Annotated in this window: 14 protein-coding genes and 1 pseudogene; 7 read left to right on the top strand and 8 right to left on the bottom strand. The window is 71.5% G+C overall.

Annotated elements, in window-relative coordinates; translation table 11 throughout:
* Positions 1 to 184: 184 nt before the first annotated feature.
* The 7 genes from ACIBEA_RS13435 to ACIBEA_RS13405 form a co-directional block, all read right to left on the bottom strand.
* Complete coding sequence (locus ACIBEA_RS13435) at positions 185 to 1,390, bottom strand: acyl-CoA dehydrogenase family protein (protein WP_399260237.1); 1,206 nt, start codon at positions 1,388 to 1,390, stop codon at positions 185 to 187.
* Positions 1,391 to 1,394: 4 nt separating this feature from the next.
* Positions 1,395 to 1,907: a MaoC family dehydratase gene (locus tag ACIBEA_RS13430; protein WP_354383139.1), complete on the bottom strand. Its 513-nt coding sequence runs from the start codon at positions 1,905 to 1,907 to the stop codon at positions 1,395 to 1,397.
* 5 nt (positions 1,908 to 1,912) lie between these two features.
* A complete protein-coding gene (locus ACIBEA_RS13425) occupies positions 1,913 to 2,887 on the bottom strand; it encodes an HpcH/HpaI aldolase/citrate lyase family protein (RefSeq protein ID WP_399260235.1) in 975 nt (324 codons plus the stop codon).
* The gene (locus ACIBEA_RS13420) at positions 2,884 to 4,953 is read right to left on the bottom strand and encodes a protein meaA (protein ID WP_399260233.1); all 2,070 of its coding nucleotides are present in this window, start codon (positions 4,951 to 4,953) and stop codon (positions 2,884 to 2,886) included. The genes ACIBEA_RS13425 and ACIBEA_RS13420 overlap by 4 nt, the downstream gene beginning before the upstream one ends.
* A gap of 29 nt (positions 4,954 to 4,982) precedes the next feature.
* A complete protein-coding gene (ccrA, locus tag ACIBEA_RS13415; protein ID WP_399260231.1) occupies positions 4,983 to 6,320 on the bottom strand; it encodes a crotonyl-CoA carboxylase/reductase in 1,338 nt (445 codons plus the stop codon).
* Between the two features lie 447 nt (positions 6,321 to 6,767).
* Complete coding sequence (locus ACIBEA_RS13410; RefSeq protein WP_399260229.1) at positions 6,768 to 7,580, bottom strand: TetR family transcriptional regulator; 813 nt, start codon at positions 7,578 to 7,580, stop codon at positions 6,768 to 6,770.
* 175 nt (positions 7,581 to 7,755) lie between these two features.
* A complete protein-coding gene (locus ACIBEA_RS13405) occupies positions 7,756 to 9,576 on the bottom strand; it encodes a 3-hydroxyacyl-CoA dehydrogenase family protein (protein WP_399260227.1) in 1,821 nt (606 codons plus the stop codon).
* Positions 9,577 to 9,929: 353 nt separating this feature from the next.
* Between ACIBEA_RS13405 and ACIBEA_RS13400 the strand changes: the two genes are divergently transcribed.
* Positions 9,930 to 10,487 carry a HEAT repeat domain-containing protein gene (locus ACIBEA_RS13400; protein WP_399260225.1) on the top strand — a complete coding sequence of 186 codons (558 nt, stop codon included), beginning with the start codon at positions 9,930 to 9,932 and terminating at the stop codon, positions 10,485 to 10,487.
* A gap of 18 nt (positions 10,488 to 10,505) precedes the next feature.
* Here the strand turns inward: ACIBEA_RS13400 and ACIBEA_RS13395 are convergent, their stop codons facing one another.
* Complete coding sequence (locus ACIBEA_RS13395; RefSeq protein ID WP_399260223.1) at positions 10,506 to 12,056, bottom strand: alpha/beta hydrolase; 1,551 nt, start codon at positions 12,054 to 12,056, stop codon at positions 10,506 to 10,508.
* A 227-nt stretch (positions 12,057 to 12,283) separates the two neighbouring features.
* Here ACIBEA_RS13395 and ACIBEA_RS13390 point away from each other — a divergent pair, with 227 nt between their 5' ends.
* From ACIBEA_RS13390 to ACIBEA_RS13365, 6 genes and pseudogenes are all read left to right on the top strand, one after another.
* A complete protein-coding gene (locus ACIBEA_RS13390) occupies positions 12,284 to 12,730 on the top strand; it encodes an SRPBCC family protein (RefSeq protein WP_399260221.1) in 447 nt (148 codons plus the stop codon).
* Between the two features lie 158 nt (positions 12,731 to 12,888).
* Positions 12,889 to 13,722 carry a M55 family metallopeptidase gene (locus ACIBEA_RS13385; RefSeq protein ID WP_399260220.1) on the top strand — a complete coding sequence of 278 codons (834 nt, stop codon included), beginning with the start codon at positions 12,889 to 12,891 and terminating at the stop codon, positions 13,720 to 13,722.
* Positions 13,723 to 13,753: 31 nt separating this feature from the next.
* Complete coding sequence (locus ACIBEA_RS13380; RefSeq protein WP_399260813.1) at positions 13,754 to 15,091, top strand: M20/M25/M40 family metallo-hydrolase; 1,338 nt, start codon at positions 13,754 to 13,756, stop codon at positions 15,089 to 15,091.
* Positions 15,091 to 17,112: a prolyl oligopeptidase family serine peptidase gene (locus tag ACIBEA_RS13375; RefSeq protein WP_399260218.1), complete on the top strand. Its 2,022-nt coding sequence runs from the start codon at positions 15,091 to 15,093 to the stop codon at positions 17,110 to 17,112. Before ACIBEA_RS13380 ends, ACIBEA_RS13375 begins: the two co-directional genes overlap by 1 nt.
* A 108-nt stretch (positions 17,113 to 17,220) precedes the next feature.
* Positions 17,221 to 17,547 (top strand): annotated as a pseudogene (locus ACIBEA_RS13370) (GNAT family N-acetyltransferase); the annotation flags it as partial.
* Positions 17,548 to 17,551: 4 nt separating this feature from the next.
* Positions 17,552 to 18,451 carry an arginase family protein gene (locus tag ACIBEA_RS13365; protein WP_399260216.1) on the top strand — a complete coding sequence of 300 codons (900 nt, stop codon included), beginning with the start codon at positions 17,552 to 17,554 and terminating at the stop codon, positions 18,449 to 18,451.
* The last annotated feature ends 21 nt before the right edge of the window (positions 18,452 to 18,472 follow it).

The following is an 18,472-nucleotide window of genomic DNA, read 5'->3' as shown; positions in this document are numbered from 1 at the left end:
TGACCTTCGTAGCGGGTGATTGCCGCGCCGCAAACTGGGGGACGGGACGGCGGCTTTACTGGAATGCTATCGGTTGCACGCAACAACTGGGCAAGCCAGAAGCCGAGTCGATGTCCGTCGGCCAGTGACTGGATGTGACCTTTTCCCCGAAATGATTCGGACATTTCGGGGAAAAGGCGGACTTTCAGCCCTGGAGCCGGTACTCCTCGAGCAGGCGTCGCCCAATGATCATTTTTTGGATCTCGGCGGTACCTTCACCGATCAGCAACATCGGGGCCTCCCGGTAGAGGCGCTCGATCTCGTATTCCTTCGAGAAGCCGTAGCCGCCGTGAATGCGGAAGGCGTCCTCGACCACCTCCTTGCAGTACTCGGAGGCGAGGTACTTCGCCATCCCTGCTTCGAGGTCGTTTCGTTCCCCGGAGTCCTTTTTGCGTGCTGCATTGACCATCATCGCATGGGCGGCCTCGACCTTGGTAGCCATCTCGGCCAGCTTGAACTGGATCGCCTGGTGCTCGGCGATGGCCTTGCCGAAAGTGTGACGTTGCTGGGCATATGAGACACCCAACTCGAACGCACGCTGAGCGACGCCACAGCCACGTGCCGCCACGTTGACACGGCCGACCTCGACCCCGTCCATCATTTGGTAAAACCCTCGGCCGGTTGTCCCACCAAGGACCCGATTGGCCGGAATGCGCAGGCCGTCCATGATCATCTCGGTCGTGTCGACGCCCTTGTAGCCCATCTTGTCGATCTTGCCCGGGATGGTCAGGCCGGGACGCACCTCGCCGAAACCGGCCTCCTTCTCGATCAAGAAGGTCGTCATCGACTTGTGGGGGGCCGTGCCCTCCGGGTGGCCTTCGTCACTGCGCACGAGGACGGCGACGAGCGTGGAGGTGCCGCCGTTCGTCAGCCACATCTTCTGGCCGTTCAGGACGTACTCGTCGCCGTCCTTCACCGCCTTGGAGGTGATGGCCGACACGTCGGAACCCAGACCCGGCTCGGACATCGAGAACGCGCCGCGGATCTCGCCCGCCGCCATCCGCGGCAGGAAGTGGTCCTTCTGCTCCTGGGTGCCGTGCTGCTTGATCATGTACGCCACGATGAAGTGGGTGTTGATGATGCCCGAGACGGACATCCAGCCCCGCGCGATCTCCTCCACGCACAGCGCGTAGGTGAGCAGGGACTCACCGAGACCGCCGTACTCCTCCGGGATCATCAGGCCGAAGAGGCCGAGTTCCTTGAGGCCGTCGACGATCTGCTGCGGGTACTCGTCGCGGTGCTCCAGCTGGGTCGCGACCGGGATGATCTCCTTGTCGACGAACTCGCGGACGGTCTTGAGGATCTCCCGCTGGACATCGTTGAGGCCGGCGGTCTGGGCAAGTCGGGCCATGGTGCTACTTCCCCTGTTCCTTCAGCGTGGGCCGGCCGGGCTGCTCGCCGCCGCGCTCCGTGATGTACGTCTCGGTCGGGACCATCACCTTGCGCCGGAAGACGCAGACGAGGGTGCCGTCCTGCTTGTATCCCTTGGTCTCGACGTAGACGATGCCGCGGTCGTCCTTCGACTTCGACGGGGTCTTGTCGAGGACCGTGGTCTCGCCGTAGAGCGTGTCGCCGTGGAAGGTCGGCGCCACGTGCCGCAGCGACTCGATCTCCAGGTTGGCGATGGCCTTCCCGGAGACGTCCGGCACGGACATGCCGAGCAGCAACGAGTAGATGTAGTTGCCCACGACCACGTTCTTGCCGAAATCGGTCGTGTTCTCGGCGTAGTTGCTGTCCATGTGCAGCGGGTGGTGGTTCATGGTCAGCAGGCAGAAGAGGTGGTCGTCGTACTCGGTGACCGTCTTTCCGGGCCAGTGCTTGTAGACCGCGCCGATCTCGAACTCTTCGTAGGTGCGTCCGAACTGCATGGTGCCTAACCCTCCGGGATCTCGAACTTGGTGGTGCGCCGCATGCCCGCGGCGCGCCCCTTGCCGGAGATGACCAGCGCCATCTTGCGGCTGGCCTCGTCGATCATCTCGTCGCCGAGCATCGCGGAGCCCTTCTTGCCGCCGGCCTCCGAGGTGCACCAGTCGTAGGCGTCGAGGATCAGCTCGGCGTGGTCGTAGTCCTCCTGCGAGGGGGAGAAGACCTCGTTCGCCGCGTCCACCTGACCGGGGTGCAGGACCCACTTGCCGTCGAAGCCGAGGGCGGCGGCGCGGCCGGCGACCTCGCGGTAGCCGTCCACGTTCTTGATCTGGAGGAAGGGGCCGTCGATCGCCTGGAGGTCGTGCATGCGGGCCGCCATCAGGATCCGCATCAGGATGTAGTGGTAGGCGTCCGCGCCGTAGCCGGGCGGCTGCATGCCCACGACCAGCGACTTCATGTTGATCGAGGCCATGAAGTCGGCCGGGCCGAAGATGATGGTCTCCAGGCGCGGCGAGGCGGCGGCGATCGCGTCGACGTTCACCAGGCCCTTGGCGTTCTCGATCTGCGCCTCGATGCCGATCTTGCCGACCTCGAAGCCCATGGTCTTCTCGATCTGCGTCAGCAGCAGGTCGAGGGCCACCACCTGCTGGGCGTCCTGGACCTTCGGCAGCATGATGCAGTCGAGGTTCTGGCCCGCGCCCTCGACGACCGTGATCACGTCGCGGTAGGTCCAGTGCGTGGTCCAGTCGTTCACCCGCACGACCCGGGTCTTGCCGGTCCAGTCGCCGTTGTTGAGCGCGTCCACGATCGTGTGGCGGGCGCCCTCCTTGGCGAGCGGGGCGCAGGCGTCCTCCAGGTCGAGGAAGACCTGGTCGGCCGGCAGGCCCTGGGCCTTCTCCAGGAAGCGCGGGTTGGAACCCGGCACCGCGAGGCAGGAGCGGCGCGGCCGCAGCCGGTTGACCGGGGAAGGGGGCGTGGTCATGCGGGGACCTCCGTGCTTGCGACGTTCTCTAGTGGGTGGAGCTTGTTCGCCTTGCGGATCTCGTCGACGATACGGCCGATGATCTCCGTGATGCCGAAGTCCTTCGGGGTGAAGACGGCGGCGACGCCGGCCGCCTTCAGGGTGACGGCATCGGCGTTCGGAATGATGCCCCCGACGATGACGGGGATGTCACCCGCCCCCGCCGCCCGGAGGCGTTCCAGGACGTCGGGGACCAGCGCGCAGTGCGAGCCGGACAGGATCGACAGCCCCACGCAGTGCACGTCCTCGGCCAGCGCGGCCGCGGAGATCTCCTCGGGGGTGAGCCGGATGCCCTGGTAGACCACCTCGAACCCGGCGTCGCGGGCCCGTACGGCGATCTGCTCGGCCCCGTTGGAGTGTCCGTCCAGGCCCGGCTTGCCGACCAGCAGTCGCAGCCGCCCGGCGCCCAGGTCCTCGGCGGTACGGGTCACCTTGGCGCGGACCTCCGCCATCGGCGTGCCCGGCTCGGCGGTGACCGCGACCGGCGCCGAGGAGACCCCGGTCGGCGCCCGGAACTCGCCGAAGACCTCGCGCAGGGCGGTGGACCACTCGCCGGTGGTGACACCGGCGCGGGCGCACTCCAAGGTGGCCTCCATCAGGTTCTCGGTCCCGGCCGCGGCCTCCTTGAGCCGGTCCAGGGCCTGCCGGGTGGTGGGGAAGACGAAGGGATCGCCCTCGCCCTGCCGGTCCGAGGACTCCTCGCGCTCCGCGCGCCAGCGCCCGATGCGCTCGACGGTCAGCGCTTCCACCGCGCCGTCCACCGTCATGATCGCGCCGTCCAGGTCGGCGGTCAGCGGGTTCGGCTCGGTCTGCTGGAAGCAGTTGACGCCGACGATCTTGTCCTCGCCGTCCTCGATCCGGGCCCGCCGCTCGGCGTGCGAGGAGACCAGCTGGGACTTCAGGTAGCCGGACTCGACGGCGGCCATGGCCCCGCCCATCTCCTGGATCCGCTCGATCTCCGCCATGCACTCGTCGACCAGGGAGTCCACCTTGGCCTCGATGACGTGCGAGCCCGCGAAGATGTCCTCGTACTCCAGCAGGTCGCTCTCCAGCGCGAGCACCTGCTGGATGCGCAGCGACCACTGCTGGTCCCAGGGCCGGGGCAGGCCCAGCGCCTCGTTCCAGGCGGGCAGCTGCACGGCGCGGGCGCGGGCGTCCTTGGAGAGGGTCACCGCCAGCATCTCCAGCACGATCCGCTGGACGTTGTTCTCCGGCTGCGCCTCGGTCAGTCCGAGGGAGTTGACCTGGACGCCGTACCGGAAGCGGCGCTGCTTGTCGTTCTCGATGCCGTAGCGCTCGCGGGTGACCCGGTCCCAGATCCGGCCGAAGGCGCGCATCTTGCACATCTCCTCGATGAAGCGGACGCCCGCGTTCACGAAGAAGGAGATGCGGGCGACGACTTCACCGAAGCGCTCCGCCGGGACCTGGCCCGAATCGCGGACCGAGTCCAGCACGGCGATGGCCGTGGACATCGCGTACGAGATCTCCTGGACCGGAGTGGCCCCGGCCTCCTGCAGGTGGTAGCTGCAGATGTTGATCGGGTTCCACTTCGGGATGTGGTTGACCGTGTACGCGATCATGTCCGTCGTCAGTCGGAGCGAGGGCCCGGGCGGGAAGACGTGCGTCCCGCGCGAGAGGTACTCCTTGACGATGTCGTTCTGCGTGGTGCCCTGGAGCTGGGCGATGTCCGCCCCCTGCTCCTCGGCGGCCACTTGGTAGAGCGCCAGCAGCCACATGGCGGTGGCGTTGATCGTCATCGAGGTGTTCATCTGCTCCAGGGGGATGTCCTGGAACAGCCGCCGCATGTCGCCGAGATGGGAGACGGGAACGCCGACCCGGCCGACCTCGCCGCGGGCGAGGATGTGGTCGGGGTCGTATCCGGTCTGCGTCGGCAGGTCGAAGGCGACCGACAGACCCGTCTGGCCCTTGGCGAGGTTGCGGCGGTACAACTCGTTGGACGCCTCGGCCGTGGAGTGACCGGCGTACGTCCGCATGAGCCACGGCCGGTCCTTCTGGCGCTCTGTCATCTCAAGCGATCCTTAAGCCCTTTGGCGTCTCAGACGTTGCGGAAACGGTTGATGGCGTCGAGGTGCGTCTCGCGCATCTCGTGGTCGCGCACGCCGAGCCCCTCGGTGGGGGCCAGTGCGAGGACACCGACCTTGCCCTGGTGCAGGTTGCGGTGGACGTCGTAGGCGGCCTGGCCGGTGTCCTCCAGGGAGTACACCTTCGACAGGGTGGGGTGGATCTTGCCCTTGGCGACCAGGCGGTTGGCCTCCCACGCCTCGCGGTAGTTCGCGAAGTGCGAGCCGATGATGCGCTTGAGCGACATCCACAGGTAGCGGTTGTCGTACTCGTGCATGTAGCCCGAGGTGGAGGCGCAGGTGGTGATGGTGCCGCCCTTGCGGGTGACGTAGACGCTGGCGCCGAAGGTCTCGCGGCCCGGGTGTTCGAAGACGATGTCGATGTCCTCGCCGCCGGTCAGTTCGCGGATGCGCTTGCCGAAGCGCTTCCACTCGCGCGGGTCCTGGGTGTGCTCGTCGCTCCAGAACTTGTAGCCCTCGGCGTTGCGGTCGATGATCGACGTCGCGCCCATCGCGCGGCAGATGTCCGCCTTCTGCTCGCTGGAGACGACGCAGATCGGGTTCGCGCCGCCGGCCAGGGCGAACTGCGTGGCGTAGGAGCCGAGTCCACCGCTGGCGCCCCAGATCAGGACGTTGTCGCCCTGCTTCATGCCGGCGCCGTTGCGGGAGACCAGCTGGCGGTAGGCGGTGGAGTTGACCAGGCCCGGGGAGGCGGCCTCCTCCCAGCTGAGGTGGTCCGGCTTGGGCATCAGCTGGTTGGACTTGACGAGCGCGATCTCGGCCAGGCCGCCGAAGTTGGTCTCGAAGCCCCAGATCCGCTGCTCGGGGTCGAGCATCGTGTCGTTGTGGCCGTCCGAGGACTCCAGCTCGACCGAGAGGCAGTGCGCGACGACCTCGTCGCCGGGCCGCCAGGCGTTGACGCCGGGGCCGGTGCGCAGGACGACGCCCGCGAGGTCGGAACCGATCACGTGGTACGGCAGGTCGTGCCGCTTGGTCAGCTCGGAGAGGCGCCCGTAGCGCTCCAGGAAGCTGAAGGTGGACACGGGCTCGAAGATCGAGGTCCACACGGAGTTGTAGTTGACCGAGGAGGCCATGACGGCCACCAGGGCTTCGCCCGGGCCGAGTTCGGGCACCGGGACCTGGTCCAGGTGCAGGGACTTGCGCGGGTCCTTCTCGCGGGTGGTGAGTCCCGCGAACATCTCGGTCTCGTCCTTGTGCACGGTGATCGCGCGGTAGGACTCGGGGAGCGGCAGGGCCGCGAAGTCGGCGGCCGTCGCGGCCTGCGACTGGATCGCGTCCAGGATGTCCTTCACGGTGGTGCCTCCGGCTGAGCGCTGAGGGAACGCTGAGGGGTCAACGAAGGTGGAGCAAGAGCGAGGGTGGTGGTGCTGCGGGTACTGAAGGTGAGGGTGCTGAGCGTGTGCCGTCGGTCCGGCGGGGGTGGTGCGTGGCGACGCGCGGGTGGCGCGGAGGGTGCCTGTGACGCAGGCGTCCGGGGCGCGCTCCGTGCCGTGGTGGGCGTGGATCGCGGGGACATCCGGACGAGATTCAACGTATGGCACCCCGTGTCACTCGGCAAGGCACTGCGTGCCAAAAACTTCTCTCATTTGCCGATTGACCTGCACGGATGAGCGATGATCGATCAGAGTTACCCACGAGTAGGGGCAAGGTGGACACAACGAAAGGGCCGCCCCCACCATGGGAGCGGCCCTTGTGACAGGAGCGACTGTCGAAGCGACTGTCTGTCGGCTGTCTGTCGACTATCTGTTGCGCAACGCCTCTTCGATCGTGCGCATGACCTCGTCGAGCGGCGCGTCCGTACGGGCCACCGCGACCAGTACCTCGCCCTCGGTGCGGACGGCGGCGGCCTGCGCCGGCGCCCCGGCCTGGGAGCGCCCCGCGCCGATCCCGGAACCGAAGGTCTTGCGCACGATCGAGAAGGCGTGGTCCAGCTGGCCCTCCACGTCCCCCTGGCCGCCCGCCCGCAGCCAGCGCCGCAGCACGTGGTTGTGGGCGGTGACCACCGCGGAGGCGGCCACCTCGGCCAGCAGTGGATCATCGTTGCCGGCGTGGTGGTCCTGCTCGTCGAAGTGGGCCAGCAGGTACCGCGTGAACAGCCGCTCGTAGCGCGCCACCGAAGCGATCTCGCGCTCCCGCAGCGCCGGGACCTCGCGGGTCAGCCGGTAGCGCTCCACCGACACCGCCGGGGAGGCGGCGTACATCTTCATGACTTCCTTGATCCCGCGGCACACCGTGTCGAGCGGGTGCTCGTGCGCCGGGGCCACGTCCAGGACCGCCTCGGCCCGGGTCAGGGTGTCGTCGTGGTCCGGGAAGATCGCCTCTTCCTTGGACCGGAAGTGGCGGAAGAAGGTCCGCCGCGCGACCCCCGCCCTCGCGGCGATCTCGTCGACGGTGGTGGCCTCGTACCCCTTCGTCGCGAACAGCTCCATGGCCGCGGCGGCCAGCTCGCGGCGCATCTTGAGGCGCTGGGCGGCCGCCTTGGTACCCGCGGGGCTCTCCGGGGCGTCGGAGGCCGAGGCGGCGCGGGGCGAGGTCTTGGCGGGCTGGGACATAGACCGAAAGTACTTCATTCGCGCGGCGGGGCGCGCCTGTGGGGCCGGGGACGGGGGTGGATGCGGGGGAGGGCCCGCACAAGGCTCGGTGGGTATGTCCCGCCGTGAGGGTCCGGCAGTCCCGAGCAGCCCTCCCCACGCATCCGGCTCGGATGCCCGCCGGTCGGGCCGTGGCCTACCGGCGGGCGTACTCACGGAAACCGCGGCCGGTCTTCCGGCCGAGGCAGCCCGCGGCGACGAGGTGCTCCAGGAGCGGGGAGGGGGCCAGGCCCGGGTCCCGGAACTCCTTGTGGAGGACCTTCTCGATGGCGAGGGAGACGTCCAGACCGACCACGTCGAGCAGTTCGAAGGGACCCATCGGGTACCCGCCGCCCAGCTTCATCGCGGCGTCGATCTCGTCCAGGCTCGCGTAGTGCTGCTCGACCATCTTGATCGCGTTGTTCAGGTACGGGAACAGGAGCGCGTTCACGATGAAGCCGGCGCGGTCCCCGCAGTCCACCGGGTGCTTGCGCACCTTCAGGCAGATCCCGCGGACCGTGGCGTGCACGTCGTCGGCCGTCAGGACCGTACGGACCACCTCGACGAGCTTCATGGCCGGGGCCGGGTTGAAGAAGTGCATGCCGATCACGTCCTGCGGGCGCGAGGTCGCGCGGGCGATCGCGATCACGGGCAGGGACGAGGTGGTCGTCGCGAGCACCGCCCCCGGCCGGCAGACCTTGTCCAGGGTCGCGAAGAGCTCCTGCTTGACCGCCAGGTCCTCGGCGACCGCCTCGACGGCCATGTCCACCTCGGCGAAGGCGTCCAGCGAACCGGCCGGGGAGATCCGCTCCAGGGTCCGCTCGGCGGCCTCGGCCGTCAGCCGGCCCTTGTTCACCGCGCGGGCCAGGGACGTGCCGATCGCGGCCTTCGCGGCGTCCGCCTTGTCCTGGCTGCGGGCCGCCAGCACCACGGAGTAGCCCGCCTGTGCGAAGACCTGGGCGATACCGCTGGCCATCGTGCCGGAACCGGCCACGCCGACCGTGGACACGGGACGGCTGGAGGCGATGACGGACCCGTCCAGCGGGGTCTGCAGGTCGCGCACGATGACCGGGCTGCCCTGGGCCTCGTACGTGTAGAAGCCGCGTCCGGACTTGCGGCCGGTCAGACCGGCCTCCGCGAGGTGGCCGAGGATGGGGGCCGGGGCGTGCAGGCGGTCGCCGGAGGAGGCGTACATGGCCTCCAGGACCGTACGGGCGGTGTCGACGCCGATCAGGTCGAGCAGGGCCAGCGGGCCCATCGGCAGGCCGCAGCCCAGCTTCATGGCCGCGTCGATGTCCTCGCGGGAGGCGTACTTGGCCTCGTACATGGCGGCGGCCTGGTTCAGGTAGCCGAAGAGCAGCCCGTCCGCGACGAAACCGGGCCGGTCGCCGACCGCCACGGGCTCCTTGCCGAGCTCGCGGGCGAGCGCCGTGACCGCCGCGACGGCGGTCGGCGCGGTGAGCACGCAGGAGACGATCTCGACGAGCTTCATGGCCGGGGCCGGGTTGAAGAAGTGCAGGCCCAGCACCCGCTCGGGGCGCAGCGACTCGGCCGCGAGCCGGGTCACGGACAGCGCGTTCGTGCCGGTGGCGAGGATGGTGTCGGGGCGCACGATCGTGTCCAGCGCGGCGAAGACCTGCTGCTTCAGCTCGTAGGACTCCGGGACGACCTCGATGACGAGATCGGCGTCGGCGGCGGCCGACAGCTCGCCGAAGGTGCGGAAGCGGGAGAGGACGGCGTCCCGCTCCTGCTCGGTGAGCTGCTCGCGGGCGACCGAGCGGGCGGTGGCGGAGGCCAGGGCGGCGGTGGCCCGCCGGGCGGCGCTCTCGTCGGTGTCGATGCCGATGACCTCGCGGCCGGCCCGGGCGAGGACCTCGGCGATGCCGGCGCCCATGGTGCCGAGACCGACGACGGCGATCGTCTGCAGGGCGGCGGAGCCGGAAGGGGACGGGGTGGGCTGACTGGACTGACGGTCCATCGCGGGACTCCAGTGAAGAGTGACGACTGAGGGAGGGCGCGCGGCTGGGGCGCGCCGGATGCCGTGCGGGGCGGGGCGCCGGTACGGGCCTGGGCCCGGGCGGGCGGATGCCGTGCAGGGCGGTGCCGTGCGGGGGCGGAGAGCGGCGGACCCTGTCCCGGGGCCGCGCCGTAAGAACATCGGTACCCGAAGAGATCGGAGCACCGGACCGACAGACACGGGGGCGGCTGCGTCACCAGGCCGCCCTCGTACGTGTTGAGAAGGACAGTAACTCGTCGGTAACCCGTTGGCCAGAGCGCGGGAGATGTGACGTACGCCGCTCCTGCCCGCCCCGACCGCCCTAGGGTGGTCGGGTGAACGTGCTGGAGCGGCTGCGGGAAGAGGCGGACCAAGCGCCGGAGTACGAGGCGCTGTTGACGGCGCGGCCGGACGCCCTGGCCGCGTCCCTGACGGCGGCGGGCCGCCCGCTGTGGGCCCGCGAGCTGGCGGCGTACCGGCTGGGGCTGGCCGGTGACCGGCGGGCCTTCGAGTCCCTGGTGCTGCTGCTCAACCACCGGGACCCGCCGCGCTGCGAGGCCGCCGCGCAGGCCCTGGCGGTGCTGAACGACCCCCGGACCGCCCGCGCGGCGGCGGCCCTGGCCACCAACGAACTGCGCACGGCCTACGCGCTGCACCCGGTCCGGCTCCTGGTGGCGCTGCGGGCCCCCGAATCCGCTCCCGCCCTGATCGCCACGCTGGCCCGGCTGCTGGGGCCGCACGATCCGTACTGGCGGGTGGCGCTCGCCTGCGTGGAGGGGCTGGGCGCCCTCGCCGACCCGCGGGCCCGGGACGTGCTGACCCGGGCCCAGTCCCATCCCCGCCTCGCGGTGGCCGCGACGCGGGCCCTGCGGGAGCTGGACGCCCCCGTCTGAAGGGGCCCCTGGGACGGCCTAGCCGCGGAAGCCCAGCATCCCGTGCAGGGCCGCGCCGCCGGCCGTGGGCGCGACGGCGCGGGTGGCCGCGGCCGGCTGGGGGTCGGGGCGGGCGGCGCAGGTGGCGTCGGCCGCCCTGCCCGTCGTCAGGTAGGTGGCCAGCTTCTCGTCCAGGCAGGTGTTGCCGCTCAGCGCGATGCCGTGGTTGCCGCCGCCCTCCTCGACGACCAGGGCCGAGTTCTTGAGCTTCTCGTGCATGCTCTTCCCGCCCTCGAAGGGGGTCGCCGCGTCCAAGGTGGCCTGGAAGAGCAGCGCGGGCGGCAGTTCGGCGTTGGTGATGTCCGGCGCGGCCAGCTGCTCGGTCGGCCAGAAGGCGCACGGGGCGTTGTACCAGGCGTTGTTCCAGGTCATGAAGGGCGCCTCGGCGTGCGTGCGCCACATGTCGGCGCGCCAGCGGTTCCAGTCCTTCGGCCAGGCCGAGTCCCGGCACTGGACCGCCGTGTAGACGCTGTAGCTGTTGCCCGCCGAGGGTTCCACCGCGCCGAACTTCTCGTAGGCGGCCACCAGGGGCTTGGTCTCGCCGCGCTCCGCGTAGGCGGCGAAGGCCTCCGCGAGGTTCGGCCAGTAGCCGTTGTAGTAGCCGCCCGGCATGAAGGTGTCCTCCAGCTCGGCCGGGCCCACCTTCCCGCCCGCCGGGGTGGTGCGCAGGTCCTCGCGCATGGCGTACCAGCGCCGCTCGACCCGCGCCGGATCGGTGCCCAGGTGGTAGGTGGCGTCGTGCCGGGCCACCCAGGCCAGGAAGGCCTTGTGGCGGGCGTCGAAGGCCCGGTCCTGCGCGAGGTTGTCGCCGTACCAGACCCCTCCGGGGTCGACGATGGAGTCCAGCACCAGCCGGTGCACGCGCTCCGGGTGCTGCTTCGCGTACACGGCGCCCAGGTAGGTCCCGTAGGAGTAGCCGAAGTAGCTGATCCGCGGCGCGCCCAGGGCGACCCGCAGCAGCTCGATGTCGCGCGCGGCGGACACGGTGTCGATGTAGGGCAGGACGTCCGCGTGCTTGGTCCGGCAGGACTCGGCGAAGGACTTCACCCGCTCCAGGTTGGCCTGCTCGACGGCCGGGTCGAGGGGGACGGAGTCCGGGCGCACGGGCTTGAAGTGGCCCGCGCCGCAGTCCAGGGTCGGTTCGCTCCTGCCGACGCCGCGCGGGTCGAAGCCGATGACGTCGAACTGCGCGGCCACCGCCTTGGGGAGCGCGGAGGCGACGTACCCGGCGAGGGAGCGCCCGCTGCCGCCGGGGCCGCCGGGATTGACCAACAGGGGGCCCTGGGAGGTCCTGGCGGTGTGCGGAACCCGGGTGAGGGCCAGTGAGATCTGCCGACCGGCGGGCCGTTCGTGGTCCAGCGGGACCGCGAGGGAAGCGCACTGCAGGGTCGGGTAGCGCGCGGTCTTGCAGTCGGTCCAGCGCAGTGCCGCAGCGGTGGGGGCCGCGGCGGTGACCGGGCTCGCGAGGGCGGTGGCGACGGTGGCGACGGACAGCAGCACCGCGGCGCGCTTCGTCAAGGGGCGGATCATGGGGCCTCCCAGCCGAGGGTTCTGGGCGGAATCGTCCCGGAACCGGAGGGGGGAAGACGGGATTGTGCGACGTATTGGCCCGATCTGATGACGCTTCAGCGGCGGGCCCGGCCGCAGATGGAGTACGGCCGCGGCGCCCGCGCCGGCCCGGCGGCGGATTTGGGCGGCCGGGGCGGAGGTGATTGGCTTGCGCAGGACGAGTGAACACAACTGCTGGAGGAACAGCTATGGCGCAGGTCGAGGCCACCACGGAGCGGATCATCGCGGCTGACGCGGAATCCGTGTTCGACGCGCTGGCGGACTACAGCGGCACCCGGGGCAAGCTGCTCCCCGAGCACTTCAGCGAGTACGAGGTGCGCGAGGGCGGCGACGGCGAGGGCACCTTGGTCCACTGGAAGCTCCAGGCCACCAGCAAGCGCGTGCGCGACTGCCTGCTGGAGGTCACCGAGCCCACCGACGGGCAGCTCGTGGAGAAGGACCGCAACTCCTCCATGGTCACCACCTGGACCGTCACCCCCTCGGGCGAGGGCAAGTCCAGGGCCGTGGTCAGCACCGTGTGGAACGGCGCCGGCGGCATCGGCGGCTTCTTCGAGCGGACCTTCGCGCCCAAGGGCCTGGGCCGCATCTACGACAGTGTCCTGGCGAACCTGGCCGCCGAGGTCGAGAAGGGCTAGTACCGGCCCCCGCGGACCGGTGGGCACGCCCTGGGCGGCTCACCGGTTCGAGTGGACTTCCCGGACCGGCGCCGACCGGCGCGCCGCACCCTGGGCGCGGGCGGGGGCCGTGGATAGGCTGGGGCCCCTGCGTCGCGACCGACCGCCCGGGGGCCCTGATGAAGATCCTCGTCTCCGCCGACATGGAAGGCGCCACCGGCGTCACCTGGCCCGCGGACGTCCTGCCCGGCACCCCCCAGTGGGAGCGCTGCCGCGCCCTGTTCACCTCCGACGTGAACGCGGCCGCCCTCGGCTTCTTCGACGGCGGCGCCGACGAAGTGCTCGTCAACGAAGCCCACTGGACCATGCGCAACCTGCTGCTGGAGCGGCTCGACGAGCGCGTCCAGATGCTCACCGGCCGCCACAAGGCCCTCTCCATGGTCGAAGGGGTCCAGCACGGGGACGTCGACGGGATCGCCTTCGTCGGCTACCACACCGGCGCGGGCGAGGAGGGCGTCCTCGCCCACACCTACCTCGCCAACTCGATCACCGGGGTATGGGTGAACGGTGTCCGGGCGAGCGAGGGGCGGCTCAACTCCCTCGTGGTCGCCGAATACGGCGTCCCCGTCGTCCTGGTCACCGGCGACGACCTGACCTGCGCGGACGCGGCCGGATACGCCCCCGGCGCCCGGACCGTCGCCGTCAAGGACCACGTCTCGCGCTACGCCGCGGTGTGCCGCACCCCCGCCCGGACCGCCGCCGACATCCGCTCCGCCGCCAAGGCGGCCACCGGCCTCGCCGTGCGCCACGAACCGGTGGCCGGCGGCCCCTTCACCGTCGAGGTCGAGTTCGACGCCGAGCACCTGGCGATGGCCGCGACCGTCGTGCCGGGGGTCGAGCGGTCCGGGGAGCGCAGGATCGCCTACGCCAGCGGGGCGATGTACGAGGGGATCCGGACCTTCAAGACGGTCACGACGATCGTCTCCGCAGCGGTGGAGGAGCAGTATGGGTGACATGGAACAGGTTCTGGATCCTATGGACCCGATGGACGTGAGGGACGGGACGGCCGTCGACCGGCTGGCGCTCGACGAGGTCGTCGAGTTCACCTCCGGCCTCATCCGCATCGACACCACCAACCGCGGCGGCGGCGACTGCCGGGAACGCCCGGCCGCCGAGTACGCCGCCGAACGCCTCGCCGCCGCCGGGCTGGAGCCCGTACTCCTGGAGCGCACCGCGGGCCGCACCAACGTGGTCGCCCGGATCGCGGGCACCGATCCCGCGGCCGCCGCGCTGCTCGTCCACGGCCACCTGGACGTCGTGCCCGCCGAGGCGGCCGACTGGAGCGTGGACCCCTTCTCCGGCGAGGTCCGCGACGGGGTGGTGTGGGGCCGCGGGGCCGTCGACATGAAGAACATGGACGCGATGATCCTCGCCGTCGTCCGGGCCTGGGCCCGGGCCGGGGTCGGACCGCGCCGCGACGTCGTGATCGCCTTCACCGCCGACGAGGAGGACAGCGCCGTCGACGGCTCCGACTTCCTCGTCCGCCGGCACGCGGACCTCTTCGAGGGCTGTACGGAAGGGATCAGTGAATCGGGGGCCTTCACCGTCCACGCCGGAACCGGCGGCCCCCTCTACCCCGTCGCGGCCGGTGAACGCGGCACCGCCTGGCTCAAGTTGACCGCCCGCGGCACCGCGGGACACGGATCCAAGCCGAACCGGGCCAATGCCGTCACCCGGCTCGCCGCCGCGGTCGCCCGGATCGGCGCGCACGAATGGCCCGTGCGGATCACCGACACCGTCGCGGCCTGCCTCACCGAACTCGCCGCGCACCAGGGGATGTCCGTCGACCCGCGGGACCCCGGATTCGATCTCGACGCGCTCCTCGGGCGGCTGGGCCCGATCCGCGCGCTCGTCGAGGGGACCTTGCGCAACAGCTCCAACCCCAGCATGCTCAGCGCCGGTTACAAGGTGAACGTCATCCCGGGGCACGCCACCGCCTACATCGACGGCCGGACGCTGCCCGGCGGCGAGGCGGAGTTCCACGCGACCTTGGACGCGCTCACCGGCCCCGACGTCGACTGGGACTTCCACCACCGCGAGGTGGCCCTCGAAGCGCCGTTCCAGGGACGGACGTTCGACGTCCTGCGGGAGGCCGTCGAGCACTTCGACCCCGAGGGGCGGGTCGTCCCCTTCTGCATGGCGGGCGGCACCGACGCCAAGCACTTCTCCCGCCTCGGCATCACCGGCTACGGCTACTCCCCGCTCAAGCTGCCCCCCGGCTTCGACTACTGGTCGCTCTTCCACGGGGTGGACGAACGGGTCCCCGTCGAGGCCCTGCACTTCGGGGTCAAGGTCCTCGACCGCGCGCTGCGGACCTTGTGATGGCACCCTCCGTACCCGCGCAGCCCGCCGTGCCGACCGCGCCCTACGGCACGTGGCCCTCGCCCATCGCCGCCGCGCTCGCCGCCGCGCACGACGGCCGGCCCGAATACCTGGGCACGGTCGGCGCCGAGGTGTGGTGGACCGAACCGCGACCGGACGAGGGCGGCCGCCGCACCCTGGTCCGCCGACCGGCCGACGGCGGCCCCGCCGCCCCCGCGCTGCCCGCGCCGTGGAACGTGCGCAGCGGCTTCACCGAATACGGCGGCCGGCCCTGGGCGGGCCGCGAACGCGGCGCCGGCAAAGGCCCGTTGATCGTCTTCACGCACTTCGCCGACCAGCGGATGTACGCGTACGAGCCGGACGCGCCCGGCACCCGACCCCGCCCGCTGACCCCCCTCGGCGTGATCGGCGCCGGGCTGCGCTGGGTGGACCCGGTGCTGCGCGAGGGCGCCGTGTGGTGCGTCATGGAGGAGTTCACCGGGCCCGCGCCGACCGATGTGCGCCGGGTCCTGGCGGCCGTACCGCTGGACGGATCCGCCGCCGAGGACCGCTCGGCGGTGCGTGAACTGACCGACGACCGAAACCGGTTCAGCACCGGCGCGCGGCTCTCGCCGGACGGGCGGCGGGCCGCCTGGCTGGTCTGGGACCATCCGCGGATGCCCTGGGACGGGACCGAACTGCTGCTGGCCGAGATCACCGCCGAGGGCGGCCTCACCGGTGTCCGCACCGTGCTCGGCGGCCCCGACGAGGCCGTCGCCCAGGTCGAATGGGCCGCCGACGGCAGCCTGTTGGCGGTCAGCGACCGGGGCGGCTGGTGGAACCCGTACCGGGTGAGCCCCACCGGCGGGGCCCCCGTCAACCTGTGTCCGCGCGAGGAGGAGTTCGGCGGCCCGCTCTGGAAGCCGGGCCTTGCATGGCTCGCACCCCTGGCGGAAGGGACCGTCGCCGTCCTGCACGGGCAGGGCTCCTCGGTGCTCGGCCTCCTCGACCCGGAGACCGGCGACCTGGTGGACGCGGCCGGACCCTGGACCGCCTGGCAGCCCACCCTCGCCGCGCACGGCACCCGCGTCTACGGCGTCGCGGCCAGCCCGCGCAGCCCGTACGAGGTGGTCGAGCTGGACACGGCGAGCGGCCACGCCCGGCCCGTGGCCACCGAGGGCGGCGCCCGCCGGCCCGGCCCGGTGGACCCGGCGTACTACCCGGAGCCGCAGAGCCGGACCTTCCTCGGCCCCGACGACCACGAGATCCACGCCCACGTCTACCCGCCCCACCACCCCACCCTGCGGGCCCCCGCCGACGAGCTCCCGCCGTACGTGGTGTGGGCGCACGGCGGCCCCACCGACCACGTGCCGCCCGTGCTCGACCTGCACATCGCCTACTTCACCTCCCGCGGCATCGGGGTGGCCGAGGTCAACTACGGCGGTTCCACCGGCTACGGGCGGGCCTACCGCGAGCGGCTGCGCGAACAGTGGGGCGTGGTCGACGTGGACGACTGCGCCGCGGTGGCCCGCGCGCTGGCCACCGAGGGCACCGCCGACCCGCGGCGGCTCGCCATCCGGGGCGGCAGCGCGGGCGGTTGGACCGCGGCGGCCTCGCTGGCCGCGACCGACCTCTACGCCTGCGGCACGGTCATCTACCCGGTCCTCGACCTCACCGGCTTCGCCGCCGAGACCCACGACCTGGAATCGCGCTACGTCGACGGCCTCGCCGGGCCGCCCGAGGCCCTGGCCGTCCGCTGCCGCGACCGCTCGCCGCTGGCCCGCGCCGACCGGATCACCGCACCCTTCGTGCTGCTCCAGGGCCTGGACGACGCGGTGTGCCCGCCCGCACAGGCCGAACGCTTCCTCGCCGCCATGCGCGGGCGCTCGGTGCCCCACGCCTACCTCGCCTTCGAGGGCGAGGGGCACGGGTTCCGCCGGGCCGACACCTTGGTCCGCGCGCTGGAGGCCGAACTGTCCCTGTACGCACAGACCTTCGGCTTCGCGCGCGGGGACGTGCCGCGCCTGGAGCTGCGCGCCTGAGTGGAGCCCCCCTTAGCCTGGGCGGATGTCCGGAGCCGAGCGTGTCGCCGCCGATGTCACTGTTCCCGATCCCGATCCGGCTCCTCGCTACCTCGCCTTGGGCCCCCCGGGGCGTTCCAGTGCGGGGCCCTGGGCTACGGCGCCTTCGCGCACGCCGCCGGCCGGGGCCTGCTGACCGAAGGGCTCGGGCTGCTGCTCCGGCACGCGCTCAGCGCTCCCGGCGCGCCCACCGGAGACGGGCTCGGCCTGCACCGGCTGGAGGCGAACGTCCAACCCGGCAACACCGCCTCGCTCGCGCTCGTACGCCGCCTCGGCCTGCGGCTGGAGGGCCTCTCACCCGCCTTCCTGCACGTCGACGGAGCCTGGCGCGACCACGAACGCTGGGCCATCACCCGGGAGATGCTCGACCCGACGGTCCCGCATCACGCAGGATGAGGAGATGCGAACGATCGTGCTCCTCGACGCCCCGTCCAACCTCGGTCTACGCCCTCCCGTCCCCGGCGCCGTGCCCGGGGTCCACAAACTCGCCGGGGCGCTGCGCGAACAGGGCCTGCTGGCCCGGCTCGGCGCGCGCGAAGGCGGGGTCGTCGTACCGCCGCGCTACGACCTCGGTGACTGGCGGGAGGGCGACGGCGTCTTCCACGCCCGCTCCCTCGCCGCCTACACCGTCGTCCTCGCCGACCGGATCGAGAAGCACCTACGGGCCGGGGAGTTCCCGGTCGTCCTCGGCGGGGACTGCTCGATCCAGCTCGGTGCCTGCCTCGCGATGCGCCGGCTCGGCCGGTTCGGGCTGGCCGCCATCGACGGCTCCGCCGACTTCCGCCATCCCGGCAACGAGGAGCTGAACGGCCCGGTCGGGGCGGCCGCGGGGGAGGAGCTGGCCCTGGCCACCGGGCGCGGGCAGGCCGACCTCAGCGACATCGAGGGCCGCTCGCCGTACCTGCGGGACGAGGACGTACGGCTCTTCGGGCTCCGGGACGGGGACGCGGACCTCCCCGAACTGGCCGCCGCCGGGATCATGGCCGTCACCGTCGGGCAGATCCGCGAGGCCGGTGCCGGGCCGGTGGCGCGGGTCGCGCTGGAGGGACTGCGGCCGCCGGTCACCGACGGCTTCTGGGTGCACCTGGACGCCGACGCGCTGGACCCGGGGGTGATGCCCGCCGTGGACAGCCCCGAGCCGGGCGGGCTGCTCCCGGACGAACTGGGCGAGCTGCTCGCCGTCCTCGTGAAGTCCCCGCGCTGCGTCGGGCTGGGCGTCACCGTCTACGACCCCGACCTCGACCCGGACGCCAGTGCGGGTGCGCTCCTCGCCGACCTGGTGGCCGGGGCCTTTGCGTAATCCTGACCGGGTGTGATCCGC

This window comes from Streptomyces sp. NPDC051555 (assembly GCF_044454405.1).
GTDB lineage: Bacteria > Actinomycetota > Actinomycetes > Streptomycetales > Streptomycetaceae > Streptomyces.
The sequence above is the reverse complement of the archived record's forward strand: the minus strand, read 5'-3'. Positions and strand labels throughout refer to the sequence as shown.